At 66.3% G+C, this 17,961-nt stretch carries 16 protein-coding genes and 1 pseudogene; 9 read left to right on the top strand and 8 right to left on the bottom strand.

Annotation, left to right across the window (positions count from 1 at the left end):
- Positions 1-294 precede the first annotated feature (294 nt).
- The 3 genes and pseudogenes from M2368_RS03490 to M2368_RS03480 all read right to left on the bottom strand — a co-directional run.
- Entirely contained in the window at positions 295-1,032 is a 738-nt protein-coding gene (locus tag M2368_RS03490; RefSeq protein ID WP_105661399.1) for a YggS family pyridoxal phosphate-dependent enzyme, read from the bottom strand.
- Between the two features lie 75 nt (positions 1,033-1,107).
- Positions 1,108-2,832, bottom strand: a complete 1,725-nt coding sequence (poxB, locus tag M2368_RS03485; protein WP_105658529.1) for a ubiquinone-dependent pyruvate dehydrogenase — start codon at positions 2,830-2,832, stop codon at positions 1,108-1,110.
- Positions 2,833-3,150: 318 nt separating this feature from the next.
- A pseudogene (locus M2368_RS03480) lies at positions 3,151-3,537 on the bottom strand (Cmx/CmrA family chloramphenicol efflux MFS transporter); the annotation flags it as partial.
- Between the two features lie 84 nt (positions 3,538-3,621).
- Between M2368_RS03480 and M2368_RS03475 the strand changes: the two are divergent.
- A complete protein-coding gene (locus M2368_RS03475) occupies positions 3,622-3,981 on the top strand; it encodes a cupin domain-containing protein (protein WP_105658528.1) in 360 nt (119 codons plus the stop codon).
- Here the strand turns inward: M2368_RS03475 and M2368_RS03470 are convergent.
- Positions 3,978-5,039 (bottom strand): PLP-dependent cysteine synthase family protein, encoded by a 1,062-nt coding sequence (locus M2368_RS03470; protein ID WP_332488758.1) that lies wholly within the window; start codon positions 5,037-5,039, stop codon positions 3,978-3,980. The two genes, M2368_RS03475 and M2368_RS03470, sit on opposite strands and share 4 nt — an antisense overlap.
- A gap of 59 nt (positions 5,040-5,098) precedes the next feature.
- Here M2368_RS03470 and M2368_RS03465 point away from each other — a divergent pair, with 59 nt between their 5' ends.
- Both M2368_RS03465 and M2368_RS03460 read left to right on the top strand, forming a co-directional pair.
- On the top strand, positions 5,099-5,887 hold the full coding sequence (locus M2368_RS03465; protein ID WP_105661401.1) for a TspO-related membrane protein: 789 nt from the start codon (positions 5,099-5,101) through the stop codon (positions 5,885-5,887).
- Between the two features lie 117 nt (positions 5,888-6,004).
- The gene (locus M2368_RS03460; RefSeq protein WP_105658525.1) at positions 6,005-6,352 is read left to right on the top strand and encodes a hypothetical protein; all 348 of its coding nucleotides are present in this window, start codon (positions 6,005-6,007) and stop codon (positions 6,350-6,352) included.
- Between the two features lie 73 nt (positions 6,353-6,425).
- On the opposite strand, the gene M2368_RS03455 is transcribed toward M2368_RS03460, so the two are convergent.
- On the bottom strand, positions 6,426-8,960 hold the full coding sequence (locus M2368_RS03455) for an esterase-like activity of phytase family protein (RefSeq protein ID WP_498724008.1): 2,535 nt from the start codon (positions 8,958-8,960) through the stop codon (positions 6,426-6,428).
- 178 nt (positions 8,961-9,138) lie between these two features.
- On the opposite strand from M2368_RS03455, the gene M2368_RS03450 reads away from it, so the two are divergent.
- Positions 9,139-9,984 (top strand): 3-hydroxyacyl-CoA dehydrogenase, encoded by an 846-nt coding sequence (locus M2368_RS03450; RefSeq protein WP_219844345.1) that lies wholly within the window; start codon positions 9,139-9,141, stop codon positions 9,982-9,984.
- Here M2368_RS03450 and M2368_RS03445 read toward each other — a convergent pair.
- On the bottom strand, positions 9,981-10,391 hold the full coding sequence (locus tag M2368_RS03445) for a hypothetical protein (protein ID WP_332488767.1): 411 nt from the start codon (positions 10,389-10,391) through the stop codon (positions 9,981-9,983). The two genes, M2368_RS03450 and M2368_RS03445, sit on opposite strands and share 4 nt — an antisense overlap.
- A gap of 30 nt (positions 10,392-10,421) precedes the next feature.
- Here M2368_RS03445 and M2368_RS03440 point away from each other — a divergent pair, with 30 nt between their 5' ends.
- Positions 10,422-12,104, top strand: coding sequence for an ABC-F family ATP-binding cassette domain-containing protein (locus M2368_RS03440; RefSeq protein ID WP_332727894.1), 1,683 nt, complete (start codon positions 10,422-10,424; stop codon positions 12,102-12,104).
- Positions 12,105-12,205: 101 nt separating this feature from the next.
- On the opposite strand, the gene M2368_RS03435 is transcribed toward M2368_RS03440, so the two are convergent.
- Positions 12,206-12,550: an ArsR/SmtB family transcription factor gene (locus tag M2368_RS03435; protein WP_105658520.1), complete on the bottom strand. Its 345-nt coding sequence runs from the start codon at positions 12,548-12,550 to the stop codon at positions 12,206-12,208.
- A gap of 115 nt (positions 12,551-12,665) precedes the next feature.
- On the opposite strand from M2368_RS03435, the gene M2368_RS03430 reads away from it, so the two are divergent.
- The 4 genes from M2368_RS03430 to M2368_RS03415 are packed head-to-tail and all read left to right on the top strand — an operon-like array spanning position 12,666 to position 17,587.
- Complete coding sequence (locus M2368_RS03430; protein WP_498724007.1) at positions 12,666-14,255, top strand: ABC transporter substrate-binding protein; 1,590 nt, start codon at positions 12,666-12,668, stop codon at positions 14,253-14,255.
- Positions 14,252-15,256: an ABC transporter permease gene (locus M2368_RS03425; RefSeq protein WP_105661406.1), complete on the top strand. Its 1,005-nt coding sequence runs from the start codon at positions 14,252-14,254 to the stop codon at positions 15,254-15,256. The genes M2368_RS03430 and M2368_RS03425 overlap by 4 nt, the downstream gene beginning before the upstream one ends.
- The gene (locus M2368_RS03420) at positions 15,249-16,856 is read left to right on the top strand and encodes an ABC transporter permease subunit (RefSeq protein ID WP_498724006.1); all 1,608 of its coding nucleotides are present in this window, start codon (positions 15,249-15,251) and stop codon (positions 16,854-16,856) included. The genes M2368_RS03425 and M2368_RS03420 overlap by 8 nt, the downstream gene beginning before the upstream one ends.
- Positions 16,853-17,587: an ABC transporter ATP-binding protein gene (locus M2368_RS03415; RefSeq protein ID WP_332488776.1), complete on the top strand. Its 735-nt coding sequence runs from the start codon at positions 16,853-16,855 to the stop codon at positions 17,585-17,587. Before M2368_RS03420 ends, M2368_RS03415 begins: the two co-directional genes overlap by 4 nt.
- On the opposite strand, the gene M2368_RS03410 is transcribed toward M2368_RS03415, so the two are convergent.
- Positions 17,537-17,725, bottom strand: coding sequence for a hypothetical protein (locus M2368_RS03410; RefSeq protein WP_105658516.1), 189 nt, complete (start codon positions 17,723-17,725; stop codon positions 17,537-17,539). The two genes, M2368_RS03415 and M2368_RS03410, sit on opposite strands and share 51 nt — an antisense overlap.
- Positions 17,726-17,961: the final 236 nt, after the last annotated feature.

The raw sequence follows: 17,961 nt of genomic DNA, 5'->3' as shown, positions 1-17,961 counted from the left end.
ACTGTGGATATTAACCCCCGTTTAAACCGCGATTTCTCGCGGACTCGAGACCTTTGTCCACAGGTTGGCAGAAGTCCGCTGTGGGTTAAAAATTCTTCTTGTGAGATGTTCGTCGGCGTGTTCTGCACCCTCCATGTAGTTCGGGGTACACGGTGTGCACCACTACATGTAGTGTCGCCCCTGGCACCCACAGTTTGGCCGACGCACGACCGGCTGTGGAGAACGCGCAGCAAGGGCAGCTGGCGATTTGCCAGCTGCCCTTGCAACGAAGCTCAGTGGCGACGCAGAAGCGACTTAGTCCGGGTAGGTGCGGGCACCGAAGATTCCCTGGCCTACACGCACGACGGTGGCCCCCTCGGCGATGGCCAGCTCGTAGTCTCCGCTCATGCCCATGGACAGGTGCTGGAAGCTTTCAGGAGCATCCTGCTGCAATTGGTCACGGGTTTCGCGCAGCAACGCAAAGCTGCCACGGATAGATGCTTCGTCCTTGGTATTTGCGGCCATGGTCATCAAGCCCACTGGCGTCAACCGATCCAGCGGCGCCAACCCGCCAAGCAAGTCCGCTGCCCCAGCAGCTTCGATGCCTGATTTGCTTTCCTCGCCGGAGGTATTGACCTGGATGAAGACTTCGAGCGTCCGATCCTCTGCCTCCAAACGGCGTTGCAGGGTCTGTGCCAGTTTCAGCGAGTCCAAGGCATGGAACTCATCAGCGAACTTCGCCACGAACTTCGCCTTGTTGGTCTGCAAGGGACCGATAATCGCATAACGCAGGTGCGGGAAATCCTCGCAGAAGTGCTCGTACTTGCCTTGGGCCTCTTGGACCTTATTTTCCCCCAGCGTGTCCACACCGGCAGCAATGGCCAATGCCAAGCGCTCGAAATCGATGGTTTTGGTGACCGGCAGCAGCCGAACCGAGCCAGCGTCGCGGCCGGCAGCCAGCGCCGCCGCGGCGATCTTCTGGTTGACAGCAGCCAGGTTGCGGGTGAAATCCTCGATGGTGGCCGCGTGGGTAGCGGCAGGTTGCGAAGCCAAAGCGCCAACTTTCTTGATGTCACAAACGTGTTGCTGGTGCCAAGGGCACCAGCAACAAGCATAGGCATAAAAGGACTAGAACAATTGCCGCCAATTGGTTTTAGCCAGATTCAGCAGCTCGTCGCCACGCCCGGAGAGCACGGTGCGTATGGCATACAAGGCAAATCCCTTGGCTTGTTCCAACTTGATTTCCGGTGGCATCGACATCTCCTGGCGGTCGGTCACCACATCCAGCAGCGCAGGACCGTCATGGGCCAGGAATTCTTGCACCGTGGCTTCAAGCTGCGCCGAATCATCTACCCGGTAGCCCTTGAGCCCCGAGGCGGTAGCCACGGCCCCGAAGTCGGGGTTGTGCAGATCGGTGGCGTAGGTGACGAACCCGGCGGCCTTCATTTCCAGTTCCACGAAATTCAGCGAGGAGTTGTTGAACACCACGATCTTGATCGGCAGCTTGTTCTGCGTGGCGGTCAGCAGCTCACCGAGCATCATGGCCAATCCGCCGTCACCGGCGAACGCGATAACCTGGCGCTGCCGGTCAATTGCCTGGGCGCCCAGGGCATGGCACAGTGCGTTGGCCATGGAACCGTGGTTGAAGGAGCCGAGCACCCGTCGCTTGCCGGTCATGGTCAGGTAGCGGGCTGCCCAAATCACCGGAGATCCCACATCGGCGGTGAAAATCGCATCCTCATCTGCGTGCTGGTCGATCAGCCGGGCCAGATACTGCGGATGGATTGCAGCACCCGGCTTGGAGGGCGTGGCGAGCTCGTCGAGCTTCGTACGGGTCTTGCGGTAATGCTCCACCGCTGTCTCCAGGTGCTTGCGGTGGGTCTGCACCGGCAGCAGCGCATCCAGAGCCGCCGCGGTGTCCTTCACGGTGCCCACCAGCGGGATGTCCACCCGGGTGCGCTTGCCGATCTGCTCGCCGCGGATATCCACCTGGATGATGGTCGCGTCCTGCGGGTAGAACTGCTGGTAGGGGAAGTCGGTGCCCAGCATCAGGAGCACATCGCATTCGGCAATCGCCTTGGCGCCCGAAGCGAAACCCAGCAGGCCCGTCATGCCCACATCGAAGGGGTTCTCGTACTCGATATGCTCCTTGCCTCGCATCGCATGCACGATCGGCGCCCCGAGCTTGCCAGCCAGCGCGATCACCTCGTCATGGGCTCCTGCCACGCCCGCACCAGCCAGAATGGTGACCTTGCGCGAGCCTTCGAGGATCTCCGCGGTGCGCTCGAGCTCGTCTTCATTGGGCAGCACCCGCGGGTTGGTCTTGGTGATTTCCTGGGTGGGCGTGCGTTCCATCTCCGCCAACGCGACATCGCCGGAAATCACCAGTACTGCCACGCCGCGCTTCTCGATGGCCTCGCGCATCGCAATGCGCAGCATGCGCGGCATCTGCTTGGGATCGGAAACCTGTTCGGCATAGACCGAGCAGCCACGGAAGACTTCCACCGGGTGGGTCTCCTGGAAGTAGTTGGAACCGATCTCCTCGGTAGGGATGTGCGCTGCAATCGCCAGCACCGGCACGCGCGAGCGGTTCGCGTCGTACAGCCCGTTGATCAGGTGCAGGTTCCCCGGACCGCAAGAGCCGACGCATACCGTCAGCTCTCCGGTGATTCCGGCTTCGGCCGCCGCGGCAAAGGCAGCGGCTTCCTCATGGCGGTGGTGGACCCATTCGATCCGCCCGTTCTCCCGCAATGAATCGGTCAAGCCGTTCAGGGAATCCCCCGGAAGGCCGTAAATCCGGCGCACTCCCTGGGTATCGAGCTGTTCAATCAGGTGGTCGGCTACGGTGGGCAAAACATTCCTCCTGCACACAATTTTCCAGTGGGTCTATTCTTCACCCTACTGCGCCAGCCACCTTGTGTCATGGGTTTTTGACGCTGCCGAAGGTTCCTCCCAACACACCGGCAGGTGGCGCACGCAACGAGCGCTGCCTACCGGGCAACGCCGGCTACCCCGCACCGGTGCACCCAGGTCCACCGCGCCTTCTTTCCCGGCGTCCCGGGGCCTGTGGGCGAAGCGCGCCGCGGCGGATCATCGATGGGAGCCAGCCGTGGTATCCAACAGCATGCGCCGGCTCAGCAGCATGGCCAAGGGAGCGGCCGCCGCCAATGCCGAGGCCGCGTAGAGCACCCGCGCAATCACGGTGCTGCCGACGCCTAAGGCCAGGACACCCTGGATGAAGACAAGGCAGAGCAGCGCCTTGGGATGCGACACGGTCCAGGCCAACACGACCCAACCGGCCAGCAGCAGCGGTCCTCCGGAGAAGAGCACCAGGCCCGGTCGCCGATCCGATAGCCGCCCTGCGCTGGTTACGCCGAGGAAGGATCCGAGCCCGAACAGGACCAGCGCGGCCCAAACCCATCCCTCGGCCACGCCGGCGGTGATAGCCGCAACCGGCGCAATGAAGGTGAACGCCGCGAAGGTGCCCCCGTTGACCAGCGTTCCCAGTGCCATGGCCAGGATGAGCGGCCGCGTGGCCAACTGGCTCAGTTCGGCACGCACCGCGTCACCGCCGGGTGGACCGGGGCGCTGCCCGCCATTGGATAGGCTGGAAGCTGCAGCAGAGAACTTCAAGGAGAGACGATGCCCGAACCGCGCCGCATGGCCAATACCACCGAGCTGGCCGCCGGAAAAACCAACGGAGCGATCTGGAAGCTGGAACCCGGGCAGCGCGACCTCGACGCCAACGTGATCTCGCTGGCCCCGTCCGGAGAGATCGGGGAGCACCAGGGCCCGGAGCTGGACGTGGTGCTGCACGTCTTCGCCGGCTCCGGGGTGCTGCATACCGCCAGCGGATCCATCGAGCTGGCCATCGGCGACATCATCTATCTGCCCGCCCGCTCCCAACGGCGCTTCGTGGCCGGCGAAGCGGGCCTGGGCTACTTCTCGGTGCACCAGCGCAAGAAGCGGGCCGGGCTCATGCCCGCCCTGCGTGGCAGCTAGCTCCAGGCCCCGGTCTGGATGAAGCGCTCCAGCTGCGCGGCGTAGGGCTCCAGGTCCAAGCCCTGCTCGGCCACCCACTGCTCGTTGTAGTAGGTGTTCGCGTAGCGCTCGCCGGAGTCGCAGATCAGCGTCACCACCGAGCCCTGCTCGCCGCGTTCGAGCATCTGGGCGATGATTCCGAACGCCGCGTAGAGGTTGGTCCCGGTGGAGCCGCCGGCAAAGTAGCGGGTCTTGGCGCGCAGGAAATGCATGGCTGCCAGCGAGGCGGCATCGGGCACCTGCACCATCTGGTCGATTACCCCTGGCACGAAGCTCGGTTCCACGCTGGGCCGGCCGATCCCCTCGATGCGCGATCCCTGCCCCGTCGCGTAGCCCATGTCCCCGGTGCGCCATCCCCCGTAGAAGGAGGAGCCTTCCGGATCGCCCACGCAGATCCTGGTTTCGTGCCGCTTGTAGCGCGCATAGCGCCCGAAGGTGGCGCTGGTGCCGCCGGTCCCGGCGCCGACCACGATCCAGCTGGGGATCGGGTGGGCTTCGGCGGCCATCTGCGCGTACACCGACTCGGCAATGTTATTGTTCCCGCGCCAATCCGTCGCCCGCTCGGCATAGGTGAACTGGTCCAGGTAGTAGCCGCCGGTTTCGGCCGCCAGCGCGCGGGCCGCCTCATCGACCTGGCCGGCCGCGTCCACCAGGTGGCAGCGCCCGCCGTAGAACTCGATCAGCTCGATCTTCTCGCCGCTGGTGGATTTGGGCACCACCGCGATGAAGTCCAGCCCCAGCATCCGCGCGAAGTAGGCTTCGGAAACGGCCGTGGATCCGCTGGAGGCCTCCACCAGCGTGGTGCCTTCGCCGATCTTCCCGTTGACCAGCCCGTAGAGGATCAGCGAGCGCGCCAGCCGGTGCTTGAGCGAACCGGTGGGGTGCACCGACTCGTCCTTCAAATAGAGCTCGATCCCCCAGTGGGCGGGAAGTTCGAAGCGATGCAGGTGGGTGTCGGCGCTGCGGTTCGCGTCAGCGTCGAGCAGGGAAATGGCACGGCGTACCCAAAGATCTGTCATGGCTCCACTCTAACCGTGGCGAACGGTTTTAACCCTGGCGGCGTGGTACCTTCGGAATCGTGAAAAGAAGGCTGGTTACCGGCGGTTATGCCGCCATCATCCTGCTCGGCTTGGGCTGGGCGGCGTGGGCGGTGCTTTCCGCCGCCGGGCTGGAAACACTCGCCGGCGGGTGGATGGGGCAGGACGCCACCGTCACCTCGGTGCCGCGCATCGGGCAGCTGCCCTGGTTCGGGCTGATGGCCGCAGTGGCGTTCTACGCGATCTGGCAATGCCTGCCGCAAGAACGCACCGGGTTCCATCGCCGGCTGCGCCCCTGGGTGCTCGGCGCGGTGCTGTGCAATGCGCTGTGGGTGGCGTTCCTGGAGCGCGACCGCATCGGCACCTCGCTGGTGTTCGGCCTGCTCCTGCTGGCATTGCTGATCCGCATCGTGGTGATGATCGGCAAGACCCCTGCCCTGCAGCAAGTGGACCGGTGGATTACCCGCGCCAGTTTCGGGCTGTTCACCGGGTGGCTTTCGGTGATCGTGCTGGCCGAAACTGTCGCCTTCGCCGCCCTGTCCGGGGCCGACGCCAGCTCCCTGATGTTCAAGGGCGCCTGCGCCCTGTCGGTGCTGCTCCTGGCGCTGTTCCTCAGCGCGGTGAGCTTCAAGAATCCCATGGGGATCTACCTGAACGCCGGCGCGCTATGGGTGATCGGCTGGATCATCGTGGACCGCTACACCGGCCACGCCACCTCTCCCGGGTTTGCCACGGTGCTTTCGATCGCGGCGATACTGATGCTGCTGTGCCTGCTCAGCGCGCTGCGGACCCGCATTCGCAAGCTGCGCCCGCCCGCAGCCTCCCAGTAAATTCCCAGTTCGCAGTCAGCGCAACGGCGCGGCCTTGAGTGCCCACCCCCGGCTGGCTAGGCTGGGAGCTGAGACCTCAAGGTCCACCAGACTCAAGGTCCATCAGAGAGGAACAACATGTCGAAGACTGCCAAGAGCTTGAAGCAAGTTGAAAAGTCGCTGGCGAAACTCGCCAAGGCTGCCAAGGAAGAGCTGCCGAAGGAAATCCGTGGCGGCTGGAACGAGGCCGTCTCCGGTGTCAACACCGAAGCCATCAGCAAGGCCGGCGCCAACCTGATCGAGAATGTCGGCGGGAATTCCAAGGCCGCCAAGCGTGCCCGCGCCTCGGTGGAGAGCGCTGTGCAGGCCGCCCAGAAGAACCTCGCCGCCCAGGACAAGAAGTCCGGCAATGGCGGCAAGTTCCTGGTCATCTCGCTGATCATCGCCGTCGTGGCCGCGGTCGTGATTTCGCAGAAGAAGAACTAGCTGTCAATCCCGAAGGCGTGGCACCTGCATAGGTGCCACGCCTTCGCTGTTTTCCTGGTACCTGCCGCGCGGCCTACTTCGCGCGGGCCCGTGCGGTCTTGAGGGCCGCCGCGGCGCCGAGCAGCGCGATCACCGCGCCCACCGGAATCAGCCAGAAGCTGTTCGCACCGGTATCGGCGAGGTGTTCGCTGGCTTCCGGCTGGGCTGGATCCGCGGCCTGCGGCGCCTGGGACTGGCCAGCTTCCCGGGTCGGATCCGGGACCCGCGAAGGATCGTGCGATTCCCCGCTCGGCTGCGGCGAGGGGTTCCGGGTTGGTTCCGCGGCTAGCTCTTCGCCCTGGTCTTCACCCTGTTCTTCGCCTGGCGCGTCGCTTGGTGCCTGGCCGGCCAGCTCGAAGACCTCTTCCACCGCACCTAGGTTCGCGAAGACGGTCTCGCCGGTGGCCTCATCCACCGCATCGTTATCGGTCACCATGTAGAGGTGGCCATCGGCTACGGCCAGCCCCTCCAGCTTCTCCTGGGTCCAGCCGCTGGTTTCCTGCAGGACCGGCAGCGCATCGGCCGCCAGCTTCTTCTGCACCAGCGGCACTTCTCCTGCCTGGGCCTGCGGAAGCCGGAACTGGTAGACCGCCTTGTGCTTGGCGTCCGGCCCCACCTGGTTATCGCGCTCGATCACCGCGTAGGAGCCATCGGGCAGCGCAGTGATTTCCGACAGGCCATGCCATGCGCCTTCGGCTGCCGGGTCCAGCTGGTAGCCGTACCAGCTGAACTCGCCGGTGGACGGGAGGTATTTGCCCAGGCGGACGACGTCCTCGCCGGGCAGTTCGCGCTGCACCGCGAACACCACTTCTTCCTGCTTCCCGGAGCCGGTCGCGGCAATGCCTTCCAGCCCGTGCTTGCCCAGCCCCGCCAGTGCAGGCAGCGCGACTTCTTCCTGCACCGCACCGGCCGCGTCGATGCGCACCAGCAGGTTGTCCGCCCCGGTGGCCCCTTCATGGGCGGCCCAGAAACCGCCCTCCGCGCGGGCGGCAATGCCTTCCAGGTCCAGTTCGGTACTGGCCGAGGTCACCGCCATCGAGGATTCCACGGTGGCCGGGGTGCCGGCGCCCAGGGTGTAGATGCGCGGCTGGTACGCGTTGTCGCTGACCGCGAAGAGCTGCGAAGCATCGGCCGGGTTGGCCGACAGGCCGCTGAGCGCACCGAATGGCACCGGATCGGCGGCATCCGAGGACAGCTGCGGGAACTGCGGCGCGGCGGCGCCGAAGGAGTACAGGGACACCGCCGAGCGCACCTGGCCCTCATCGGTTTCCGAGGCGATGGCCAGCAGGTTGCGCCCGGGGATCGGCAAGATCCCTTCCGGGCCGTTGGTGGTCGGCAAGCTTTGCAGATAGCGCGGGCTGGATGGCTCGGACAGGTCGTACACGGCCACGAAGTTCCCGCGTTCGGCCGCGATGAATCCGTAGTCCACGCCGCCGAATTCGGCGATGGCCAGCCCTTCGGGCTCAACGCCCTTCTTCCCTGCGCGCTGCTCCGGGAACAAGCCCTGGGATAGCGCGAGGTGCTCGAAGCTATTGCCCGCATCCCACACCACGTCGCCGGTGGCGGAATCGAAGATCGTGAATCCGCGGCTGCCGCCCTTCCAGTCGCCCTCATTGGCCGTGGCCAGATAGCGGTCCTGGATCCAGCCGATGGCATCGGGCTCGCGCGGCACGCCCTTCAGCTCCCCGCTGGGATCGAGCACGCCGTCCTTTTCGGTGTCGATCCCCGCCAGATCCACGGTCCCGGTGCTGAAGGCGCCGGTAATCCCGCCCGAGGCCAGGTCCACCAGCACCACGCCGTTGTTTTCCTGGAGGGTTGCCGCCAGCTGGTTCTTCTCGTTGATCGTGACGTACTCGGGCTCGGGGTCTTGCGGGGTGTCGAGACCGGCCGCGGCCAGCGGCGGCAGCGCAATCGGTTCGGTGCGGGAACCGGAGGTGAGCGGGACTTCGCGCAGCTTCCAGCCGGCCGGGTCCGCGCCTTGCAGGTCCATGATGGCGATCGATCCGGCCGGGGCTTGCGGCAGCGCGCCTTCGCCAGCGTCCTCGTCGCGTTCATTCTCGATGGCGATGCCCGCGTAGGCACCGTCGGCAGACAGCGCGATGGAATCGGGCTGGCCTGGCAGCGCAAAACTGTGCACCAGCGTGCGGTCGGCAATCCGCACCACATCCACCCGCCCCGAGGGGTCGCTGTAGCTGGCCGAGGTGTTCACCACCACGAACACGTAGTCGCCGTAGGCGGCCACGCTGGTGGGCTCGTCCTCGGCGCTGCCCAGCTGGTGCAGGCCCAGCAGGCCCAGGCCCTTCGGCGCGGCAGGGTTGGAAATGTCCAGAAAGCCGACGCTGCGCGAGAGCGCATCGGAGTAGATCAGCGTGTTGCCGTCCGCCGATACGGTGGAGATTTCTGCGGCGGTCTGGGCCGCGGCGCCCTCGGGATGATTCTCGTAGACCGGGTAGGTGGCCTCGCGTTCGAAGTACTCCCCCGGGTCCGCGGCGGCGGCTAGCGGCGACAGGCTCGCGGCGATGACGGCGGCGGCCAGGATTCCCGGGGCCTTCTTGGATATGCGGTGCACGTAGTTCTCCCCCATGCTGGTTGCGGATGACTCCCCAAGAGTTCCAGCACCACCTAGCCAGAAAGTGAATCTTCGGCAACAGGCAGCCAACCAGCAGGTGTCGGGCGTTCTCCCGCTCACACTTAGTAGAAATTGCGCAACTAAAAGCGGAGAGTGAAGCTGTACCCCAAGGAGAATCATGGAACTGCAACGCATCACCGTTCTGGGCACTGGCGTGCTCGGCGCACAAATCATCTTCCAAACCGCCTACCACGGCTTGCCCGTCATCGGCTACGACATCAGCGAGCAAGCGCTGGCCGCCGCAAACCAGCGGCTGGATGCCCTGGTTGCGCAGTACGCCCAGTACTTCGGGAACCCGCAGAAGGCCCAATCCGCCCGCGAGTCCATCGAACTGACCAGCGATCTGGCCGACGCGGTGCGGGAGGCCGACCTAGTCATCGAGGCGGTGCCCGAGAATCTGGAGATCAAGGCGCAGACCTACCGGAAGCTGGCCGTGCTGGCCCCCGAACAGGCCATATTCGCCACCAATTCATCGACCCTGCTGCCCTCGGATATCGCCGAGTTCACTGGCCGCCCCGGACAATTCCTCGCCCTGCACTATGCCAACCGCATCTGGTCCAACAACACCGGCGAAGTCATGGGCACACCAGCAACCACCCCCGAAGCCTACGAAGCAGTGGTCGATTTCGCCGAGCGTACCGGGCTGGTCGCGATCCGGGTGCTCAAGGAGCAGCCGGGCTACGTGCTGAACTCGCTGCTGGTCCCCTTCCTGCAGTCCGCCAGCCACCTGCTGGTCAACGGGGTCGCCGATGCGCAGACCATCGACAAGACCTGGAAGCTGGGCACCGGAGCGCCGCATGGTCCGTTCGAGATCTACGACATCGTGGGGCTGAACACCGCCTACAACATTTCCCGTGCAGGCGATGCAACCAGCCAGAAGTTCGCCGAGCTGCTCAAGACCCAGTACATCGATCAGGGCAAGCTCGGCGCAGCGGCCGGCGAAGGGTTCTACAAGTACAACTAGCCGCCGCGGGGCGCGCCACCAGGCAGGGGCGCGCCCTCATCCCAGTCGGCCAGCGGCGGAAGGCTCTTCGGATCCGCTACTTCCAGTCCCACCACGATCCAGTTGTGGTCGAAATCCGTGCCTTCGGGAACATGCAGGGTATCGACCACCGGGACAGGGCCACCTGCCAGTCCCCCGGCCTTCGCCGCACGTTCATGATCCCGGTACTGGATGCGCACCACCCGGGCGGCGACTGCTGCCACGGGCACCCCCGTGCCATCGAAGGTGCCGTGGTCATCGAGCTCGAAGGAAATTTCCCCGCGCCCATTGCGCACCTGGGCCAGCTGCCAGCGCACGTGATCTCCTACCGAAAACGCTGAATGGCAGCAGGCATGGAGCGCTCCGTAAATTTCTACTGTGATCTGCATGTTCGGCAATCTACCCGATAGGATTGCCAGGTGGCCCATATAGACGTGACAGACATCCAGTATTTCCTTTCCGACGGCACCCAGCTTCTGGGCGGCGCGGCCTTCAAGGTCACCGCCGGCTCCAAGACCGCGCTGATCGGACCCAACGGCACCGGCAAGACAACCCTGTTCAAGATCATCGCAGGAGACCTGAAGGCCGACGAAGGCTCCATCAACCGCACCGGCACCCTGGGCATCATGCGCCAGTTCGTCGGGCAGGTGCGCGACGACTCCACGGTGAAGGACCTGCTGCTGTCCACCGCCGCACCGACTTTGGCCCAGGCCGCCGCCAAGGTCGCCGAGTACGAGGCCAAAATGCTCACCAGCGAGGACGAGAAAGTCCACATGCGCTACGCCGAGGCGATCATCGAGTGGGGCGACGCCGGCGGCTACGAGCTGGAAACCACCTGGGACAAGGTCTGCATGGCCGCCTTGGGCATCGGGTTCGACAAGGCCGGGGACCGGCTGGCGCGCACCCTGTCCGGCGGCGAGCAGAAGCGCCTGGTCCTCGAAGCGCTCTTCGAAGGCAACGACGAACTGCTGCTGCTCGACGAGCCGGATAACTACCTTGACGTGCCCGGCAAGCGCTGGCTGGAAGAGATCATGTCGCGCTCCAACAAGACCGTGCTGTTCATCAGCCACGACCGCGAGCTGCTGGACAACGCCGCCACCCGCATCGTGACCCTGGAACCGGGCCACGGCGGGGCCACCGCCTGGGTGCACGGCGGCGCGTTCGGCTCCTATGTGGAAGCCCGCAAGGAGCGCAACGAGCGCTTCGAGGAGCTGCGCAAGCGCTGGGACGAGGAGCACGCCAAGCTCAAGGAACTGGTCAACATGTACAAGACCAAGGCCGCGTTCCGTTCCGACATGGCCAACCGCTACCAGGCGGCCACCACCCGGCTGGAGAAGTTCCTGGAGGCCGGCCCGCCGCAGGCGATCCCGCTGGAGCAGAACGTGCAGATGCGGCTGAAGGGCGGGCGCACCGCCAAGCGCGCGGTCGTGGCCGAAAAGCTCGAGCTGACCGGGCTGATGAAGCCCTTCAATACCGAAATCTGGTTCGGCGACCGGGTGGGCGTGCTGGGTTCGAACGGCTCGGGCAAGTCGCACTTCCTGCGCCTGCTGGCCTCCGGCGGATCCGACCCGGAGCGCGAGCACCTGCCGGTCTCCGATGTGGTGATCGCCCCGGTGGCGCATGCCGGCACGGTGAAGCTGGGAGCGCGCATCCGCCCGGGCTACTTCGCCCAGACCCACAGCCGCCCGGACCTGTTTGGCCGCACCCTGCTCGAAATCCTGCACCGCGGCGACGAGCACCGCTCCGGAATGCCGCGCGAGGCGGCGGCCGGAGCGCTGGATGGCTACGGGCTGGCAGCGCAGTCCGAGCAGAAGTTCGAATCGCTCTCCGGAGGCCAGCAGGCGCGCTTCCAGATCCTGCTGCTGCAGCTCTCGGGGGCAACTCTGCTGCTGCTCGATGAGCCCACCGACAACCTGGACCTGCACTCGGGCGAAGCCCTGGAGCGTGCCATCGACGCGTTCGAGGGCACGGTGCTGGCGGTGACCCACGACCGCTGGTTCGCCCGCGGCTTCGACCGCTTCCTGGTCTTCGGCTCCGACGGCACCGTCTACGAGTCCGACGAGCCGGTCTGGGACGAGGCCCGGGTGCAGCGCAAGCGCTAATCCCAGGGAACTGCCCGCGGGTATGGGTCCGGCACAATATGATGCCAAGCCCGTGCCTTCAGTTGCGCCTTCTGCGTTCTGCGGCGCGTTTGCACGCGGGACTAATGCTCGGGGTGCAGGTGAGAATGCGGGGCGTCCATCTGGTGCAGCAGCTGATGCACGCCGGGGTGCACCAGCTCCCAGCGGCGGTACTTTCCATCCCGCTGCACCTGAACTACCCCGGCCTTGCGCAACGTGGCCAACGACTGGGTCACGGTGTTTGCGCCCAGCTGCGCGGCATCGGCCAGCTGGGTGACCGAGGACAGCGGCGCGGCGTGCATGGCAATCAGTATTTTCATGCGGGTGGCATCCGCGCACAGGGCGAACACGTCGATCCAGTCCTGCAGCGATTCCTGCACTTCCTCCAGGGCGTTGGCGCCGACCTGGCCGCGCTCGGACTCAGGCATGCCGCCCCCGCGAAATAGTGGTTGGCAAAATCACCACGCAACCCCTCATCTGTGTGATCAAACACCTGTAGTCTGTGAACATCTACCCCACGCACCGCTCGGAAGGACCTCGTTCGTGCACAGCTACGTCCGGCGCGCCGCACTGATGCTCCCCATCCTACTGGCCACCGCAGGCTGCCAGGCCGCCGTCCCCAGCGACGACGTGCTGCTGCTGACCCCTGCGCTGCCCGAAACCCTGAATCCGCTGGCAGGTTTCGACAACAACGGTACGGGCAAGATCAACGAATCGCTGTATACCCTGGACGGGGAAACTGGCAGCCTGCCGAATTTGGTGCCGCTGCTGGCCGAGGGCGAACCGCAGATCAGCGCCGACGGGCTGCGCTGGAGCATTGCGCTGCAGCCCGGCATCAGCTTCAGCGACGGCAGCGGCTTCGACGCCGGGGATGTGGCCGCCAGCTACCGGGCCATCCTGGACCCCGCCAGTGCCTCGCCCATCGCCGGCGTGCTGGAAAACCTCGATACGGTGCGTGCCGTGGACGAGCGCACCGTCGAATTCACGCTCAAGGAGCCCCAGGTCTCCTTCAAGACCGCACTGCTGATCGGCATCGCCCCTGAAGAACTGATCGCCGACGGGCCGGTGAGCAATTCCAGCCTGAACCGCACCCCGGTGGGTACCGGCCCCTACACGGTGCAGAAATTCGATTCCGCCCAGCTGGTGCTGGGTGCCAATCCCGACTACCGTTCCGGCGCCCCCGACGTGGCCCGGGTGGTCTACGAGCAGTCAGCCGACGACAACGCCCGCTCGCAGGCACTGGCAGGCGGCGGCTACACCGGCACCGTGCTGCCTCCGCGGCTAGCGGCCAGCTTCGCGGATCGCGACGGGTTCGAGGTGGTCACCGCAACCAGCGCGGACTGGCGCGGCATCTCGCTGCCCGCCGACCACCCGTTCACCGCCGATCCTTCCGTGCGCCTGGCGCTGAACCTGCTGGTGGACCGCCAAGCGCTGATCGACGGGGTGCTGGCGGGCTCCGGGCGCCCTGCCTACACCTTCGTCCCGGCCCAGTACGGCAAGGCCTACAACTCTGACGCCGTGTTCGCCCACGACCCCCAGCGGGCCGAGCAGCTGCTGGAGCAGTCGGGGTGGACGCTGGACGGCTCGATGCGCTCCAAGGACGGCCAGGACGCCGCATTCACGATCATGTACAACCCGGGCGACACGCTGCGACGGGACCTGTCCCTGGCCTTGGCCGCCCAGCTCAAGGAGCACGGCATCACCGCCGAGGTCGTGCCCGCCACCTTCGACGAAGCCGAGCCGCGCATCGGCACGGACGCGCTGATGCTGGGCGGCGGCGACACCCCTTACGATGTGGACACCCAGCTCTACAAGATGCTGCATTCAAGCTACCCGGAGGACGGCGCCTACTACGACAACCCCAGCCGCTACGCGGACGCGGCGATGGACCGGCTGCTGCACATCGGCCGGACCAGCACCGACCCAACGGTCCGCGACCAGGCCTACCGCAAGGTCCAGGAACTTTACGTCAAGCAGCCATCGATGCTGCTGCTGGCCTTCACCGACCACAACTACGTGCAGCGCAGCGACGTCCATGAGACGTGGAACACCGCCGGCACCCTGCTCGAACCCCATGACCACGGCACCGCATGGGGCCCGTGGGTGAAAATCGGCCAGTGGACCGGCAAATGAGCCTGACCGTCCTGCGCCCGCGAGGCGTGCCGCGGCTGCCAAGAGCCGGGCTGCTGGTGCTCCGCCGGATGCTGCTGGCCATCCCGCTGACCGCGGGGCTGACCGCAGTGGTGTTCTTCTTGGCTTCCGTCGCCCCGTTCAATCCGCTGGCTGCCTATCTGGGCAGCCGCTACGAGCACACCGGCGCCGCCGAACGCGCGGCCCTGCGCGCCGAGCTGGGCCTGGACGACTCCTGGTTCGGTGCCTGGCTCGGCTGGTTGGGCTCGGCGGTGCACGGCGAGCTGGGCACCTCGCGCATGCTGGCCCGGCCGGTCACCGAGGTGCTCGCCGAGCGCGTGCCCTATACCCTGCTGCTGATGCTTGCCGGGCTGCTGCTTGCCGTGGTGCTCGCGGTACTGCTGGCCTGTGCCGCTGGTCTGTGCCGCGGCGGGTTGGCCGACCGCGCCACCACCTGGATCGCCCAGCTGGCCCAGGCCATCCCGCCCTTCGTGCTGGCGCTGGTGTTCATCGCTGTGTTCTCGCTGCGGCTCGGGCTTCCCACCGGCGGCGTGGCGCCTCCAGGGCAGGAGCCGACCGCCGGGTCGCTGGCCGTGCACCTGCTGCTGCCGGCCACGGTGATGGCCATCAGCCTGCTGCCCTGGCTGGTGCTGAACCTGCGGGCCTCCATGTTCGATCTGCTGGACTCGGATGCGGTTCTCGCGGCTCGGGGACGCGGCGAGGGAGCCGGACGGATATTGGTGCTCGAGGTGCTGCCCGGCGCCCTGCTGCCCTTCATCACGGTGATCGGCTCCCGCCTGGGCGAACTGATCACCGGAGCGCTGCTGGTTGAAACGGTGTTCGGCTGGCCCGGGATTGCCTCGGCGGTGATCGATTCCGCGGTGTCCGCGGACTTCGCGCTGCTGGCCGCGGTGACCGCCTGCTCGGCGCTGGCCGTGTTCCTGGGCAATGCCCTGGCCGACGCCGGCTACCTGCTGCTTGATCCGCGGGTGGGCGATGTCTAGCATCATCCGTGATTCCCGCTTGCTGCCGCTGGGCATCATCCTGCTGGCCGTGGTTTATTCGGTGCTCGTTCCGTTCTTCTCCCCCGAGGCGGTGGAGAACATCGACCTGGCCGCGGTGTACCTGCCGCCGGGGGCCGAGCATTTCTTCGGCACCGATCAGCTCGGGCGCGACGTGTGGGTGCGGGCCGCGGCCGCGCTGCGGCTGTCGATGCTGCTCGCCGTCGCATCGGCGCTGTCCTCCACGCTGCTGGGGGTGCTGGCCGGAACCCTGTCCGCCACCGCCGGCGGGCTGGTGGACCGGATCATCACCCGGCTGGTAGACAGCGTCAGCGCGATCCCGCACCTGCTGCTGGGTGTGGTGATCCTGGCGCTGTGGCCCGGGCAGGGGTGGGCGATCATCCTGTCCATCGCGCTGACCCACTGGACCCAGGTGGCGCGTATCGTTAGGGCCAGGCTGTTGGCCGAACGGGAGGCCGGATACGTCAAGCTCAGCCGGGCCTCCGGCGCCCGGCCGCTGGCGCTGTGGTGCACGCACCTGATTCCCGCGGTGCTCCCGCAGGCGGGCATCGCCGTGGTCCTGCAGCTGCCCCATGCCATCTGGCACGAATCCGCGCTGTCCTTCCTAGGCGTGGGGCTGCCGCCACAATCCGCGTCGCTGGGTTTGCTACTGGAGGACGCCCGCACAGGCATCCTGGTCGGCGCTTGGTGGATGCTGGTGTTCCCGGCCGCGCTGCTGGTGCTGCTCAGCTGGTCCTTTGCCGCCCTGGCGCACCCACAGCCGCAACGCCGCCGCTCCGCGCGGCGCCTCGATTCTCTCGCTCCGCGACGAAAGGGCGGTGCCGCAGAAAAAGCCGATGGGCATCCGCTTCCACGGGGCGCAGGCTTGGTCTTGCGGGGATTGTCGGTATGGAGCAAGGATGATTCCCCAGAACGCTCCGTGCTGCTGGATAACGTCAGCTTCACTGCCGCCGCCGGAGCGGTCAACGTGGTCATGGGTGCTTCGGGCGCAGGAAAGACCATGCTGCTGCGCGCCGCCGCCGGGCTACTGCCTCAATCGCTGGAATCCACCGGCAGCGTCCTCGTGCCGGGAACCGCTGGCGGGCTCTGCCATGCCCCCAAGCTGGGTGAAGATCTGGTTTTCATTCCCGGGTCGGCGGCCACGGCGCTGAACCCGGTGCTCAGCGTGGGCACCGTCTTGCGCCGCGTACGCCGGAGCCACGGCCTGGACAGCTCACCGGCCGCGCTGGCGGCGGTGTTCAAGGACTTCGAACTGGTTCCCGAACTGCTCCATCGCTACCCGCACGAGCTGTCCGGAGGCCAGGCCCAGCGTGTAGTGCTGGCCCTGGGCTTGGCATCCCGCGCCAGTTGCGTTGTGCTGGACGAGCCCACCAGCGCCCTGGATGCGGATACCGCGGCGGCCATCGCTCGGATCCTGCGCCGCTTGGCGGACACCGGGTGCACCATCGTTATGGTCACCCACGACGCTGAACTGGCCGCGGAACTCGCCGACACGCTGACCGTGGTCAGTGATGGGCAAGTGCTCGCATCCGCTTCCGGCGACGGGCAGGTCATCCCGGAATTGGAGGATAGCACCCCATGAGCCTTGAATTGTCTGCGGTGAGCCACCGCTATGCCAAGAACGTCCCCAGAATCCTGGATCAACTGGACCTGGAGGTCACGTCCGGCTCGGTGATCGGTCTGGTCGGGCCCTCGGGTGCCGGGAAGTCCACCCTGCTGGCCATCGCCTCGCTGATGCTGGCCCCGACAGAGGGCAAGCTGCGCATCGACGGCCAAGCGGTACCTGCCCGAGGGCACGTCCCGGCCGAACTGCGCCAGCGCATCGGCATCCTGCCGCAAAACCCGCGCAGCTTCGCGAACCCCCGGCTCACCCTGGGCGCGATCATGGCCGAGCCGTTAGCCCTGCGCGACGGGCTGGCGTTCCCCCGTCCGGGCCGCTATCGCCGCGAGCTGGAGGAACTGGCCCGGGAGGCGAGCCTTGAACCGGCGCTGCTGGAGCGGAAGCCCGGGCAGGTTTCCGACGGGCAGCTGCAACGAGCCCTGCTGGGCAGGGCGTTGGCCCTGGACCCGGCGCTGCTGGTGTGCGACGAGCCGACGTCAGCCCTGGATCCCGGCACCACTGCGCAGATCTTCACGGTGCTGGGCGAGCGGGCTCGAGCCGGGGCGGCGGTGCTCATCGCCTCCCACGACAATGCCTCGCTGGCCGAGCACTGCGATTCGATCCACCAGCTGTCGGCGCTGCGGCGCCCAGACCAAGGGGCACTACTTGGACTCCCCGCCCAAATGCCAAGCGATGATGTCGAGCGCAGGTAGCGGTGTAATCGGCACGTCGGGCTCCACCAACTGGGGAATTTCCAGCCAGAATTCGTGGTGGCCCTGCAGATCAGCCTGCACCTCTGGCAGCCAAGCCAGAATGAAAACGCGGTCGGAGCGCTTGTTGTCCCCTAGCATCCGTTCCTGATGCAGCCTGCGCACCTGGCGGCCAAAGAGTGGAATCAGCTCGGGATTTTGCGATGCACCACCATGGCCAGTTTATCGGATTGACTTGTGGGGTCCGCGGCTAGTCAAGGACACCAAAATGATCAGCAATAGCGTCAAGCTGCGGTTGGCCTGCGTCGCTCAGCGCTCCGGACAGGCACAGGTACGGCATTTATTGGCGAATTGTGCCGGCGCACCGCCGCCCTGTG

The organism is Arthrobacter sp. JUb119 (genome assembly GCF_024807995.1).
GTDB lineage: Bacteria > Actinomycetota > Actinomycetes > Actinomycetales > Micrococcaceae > Glutamicibacter.
Note: the sequence above shows the minus strand (reverse complement) of the source record. Positions and strands in the feature narration are given on the sequence as shown.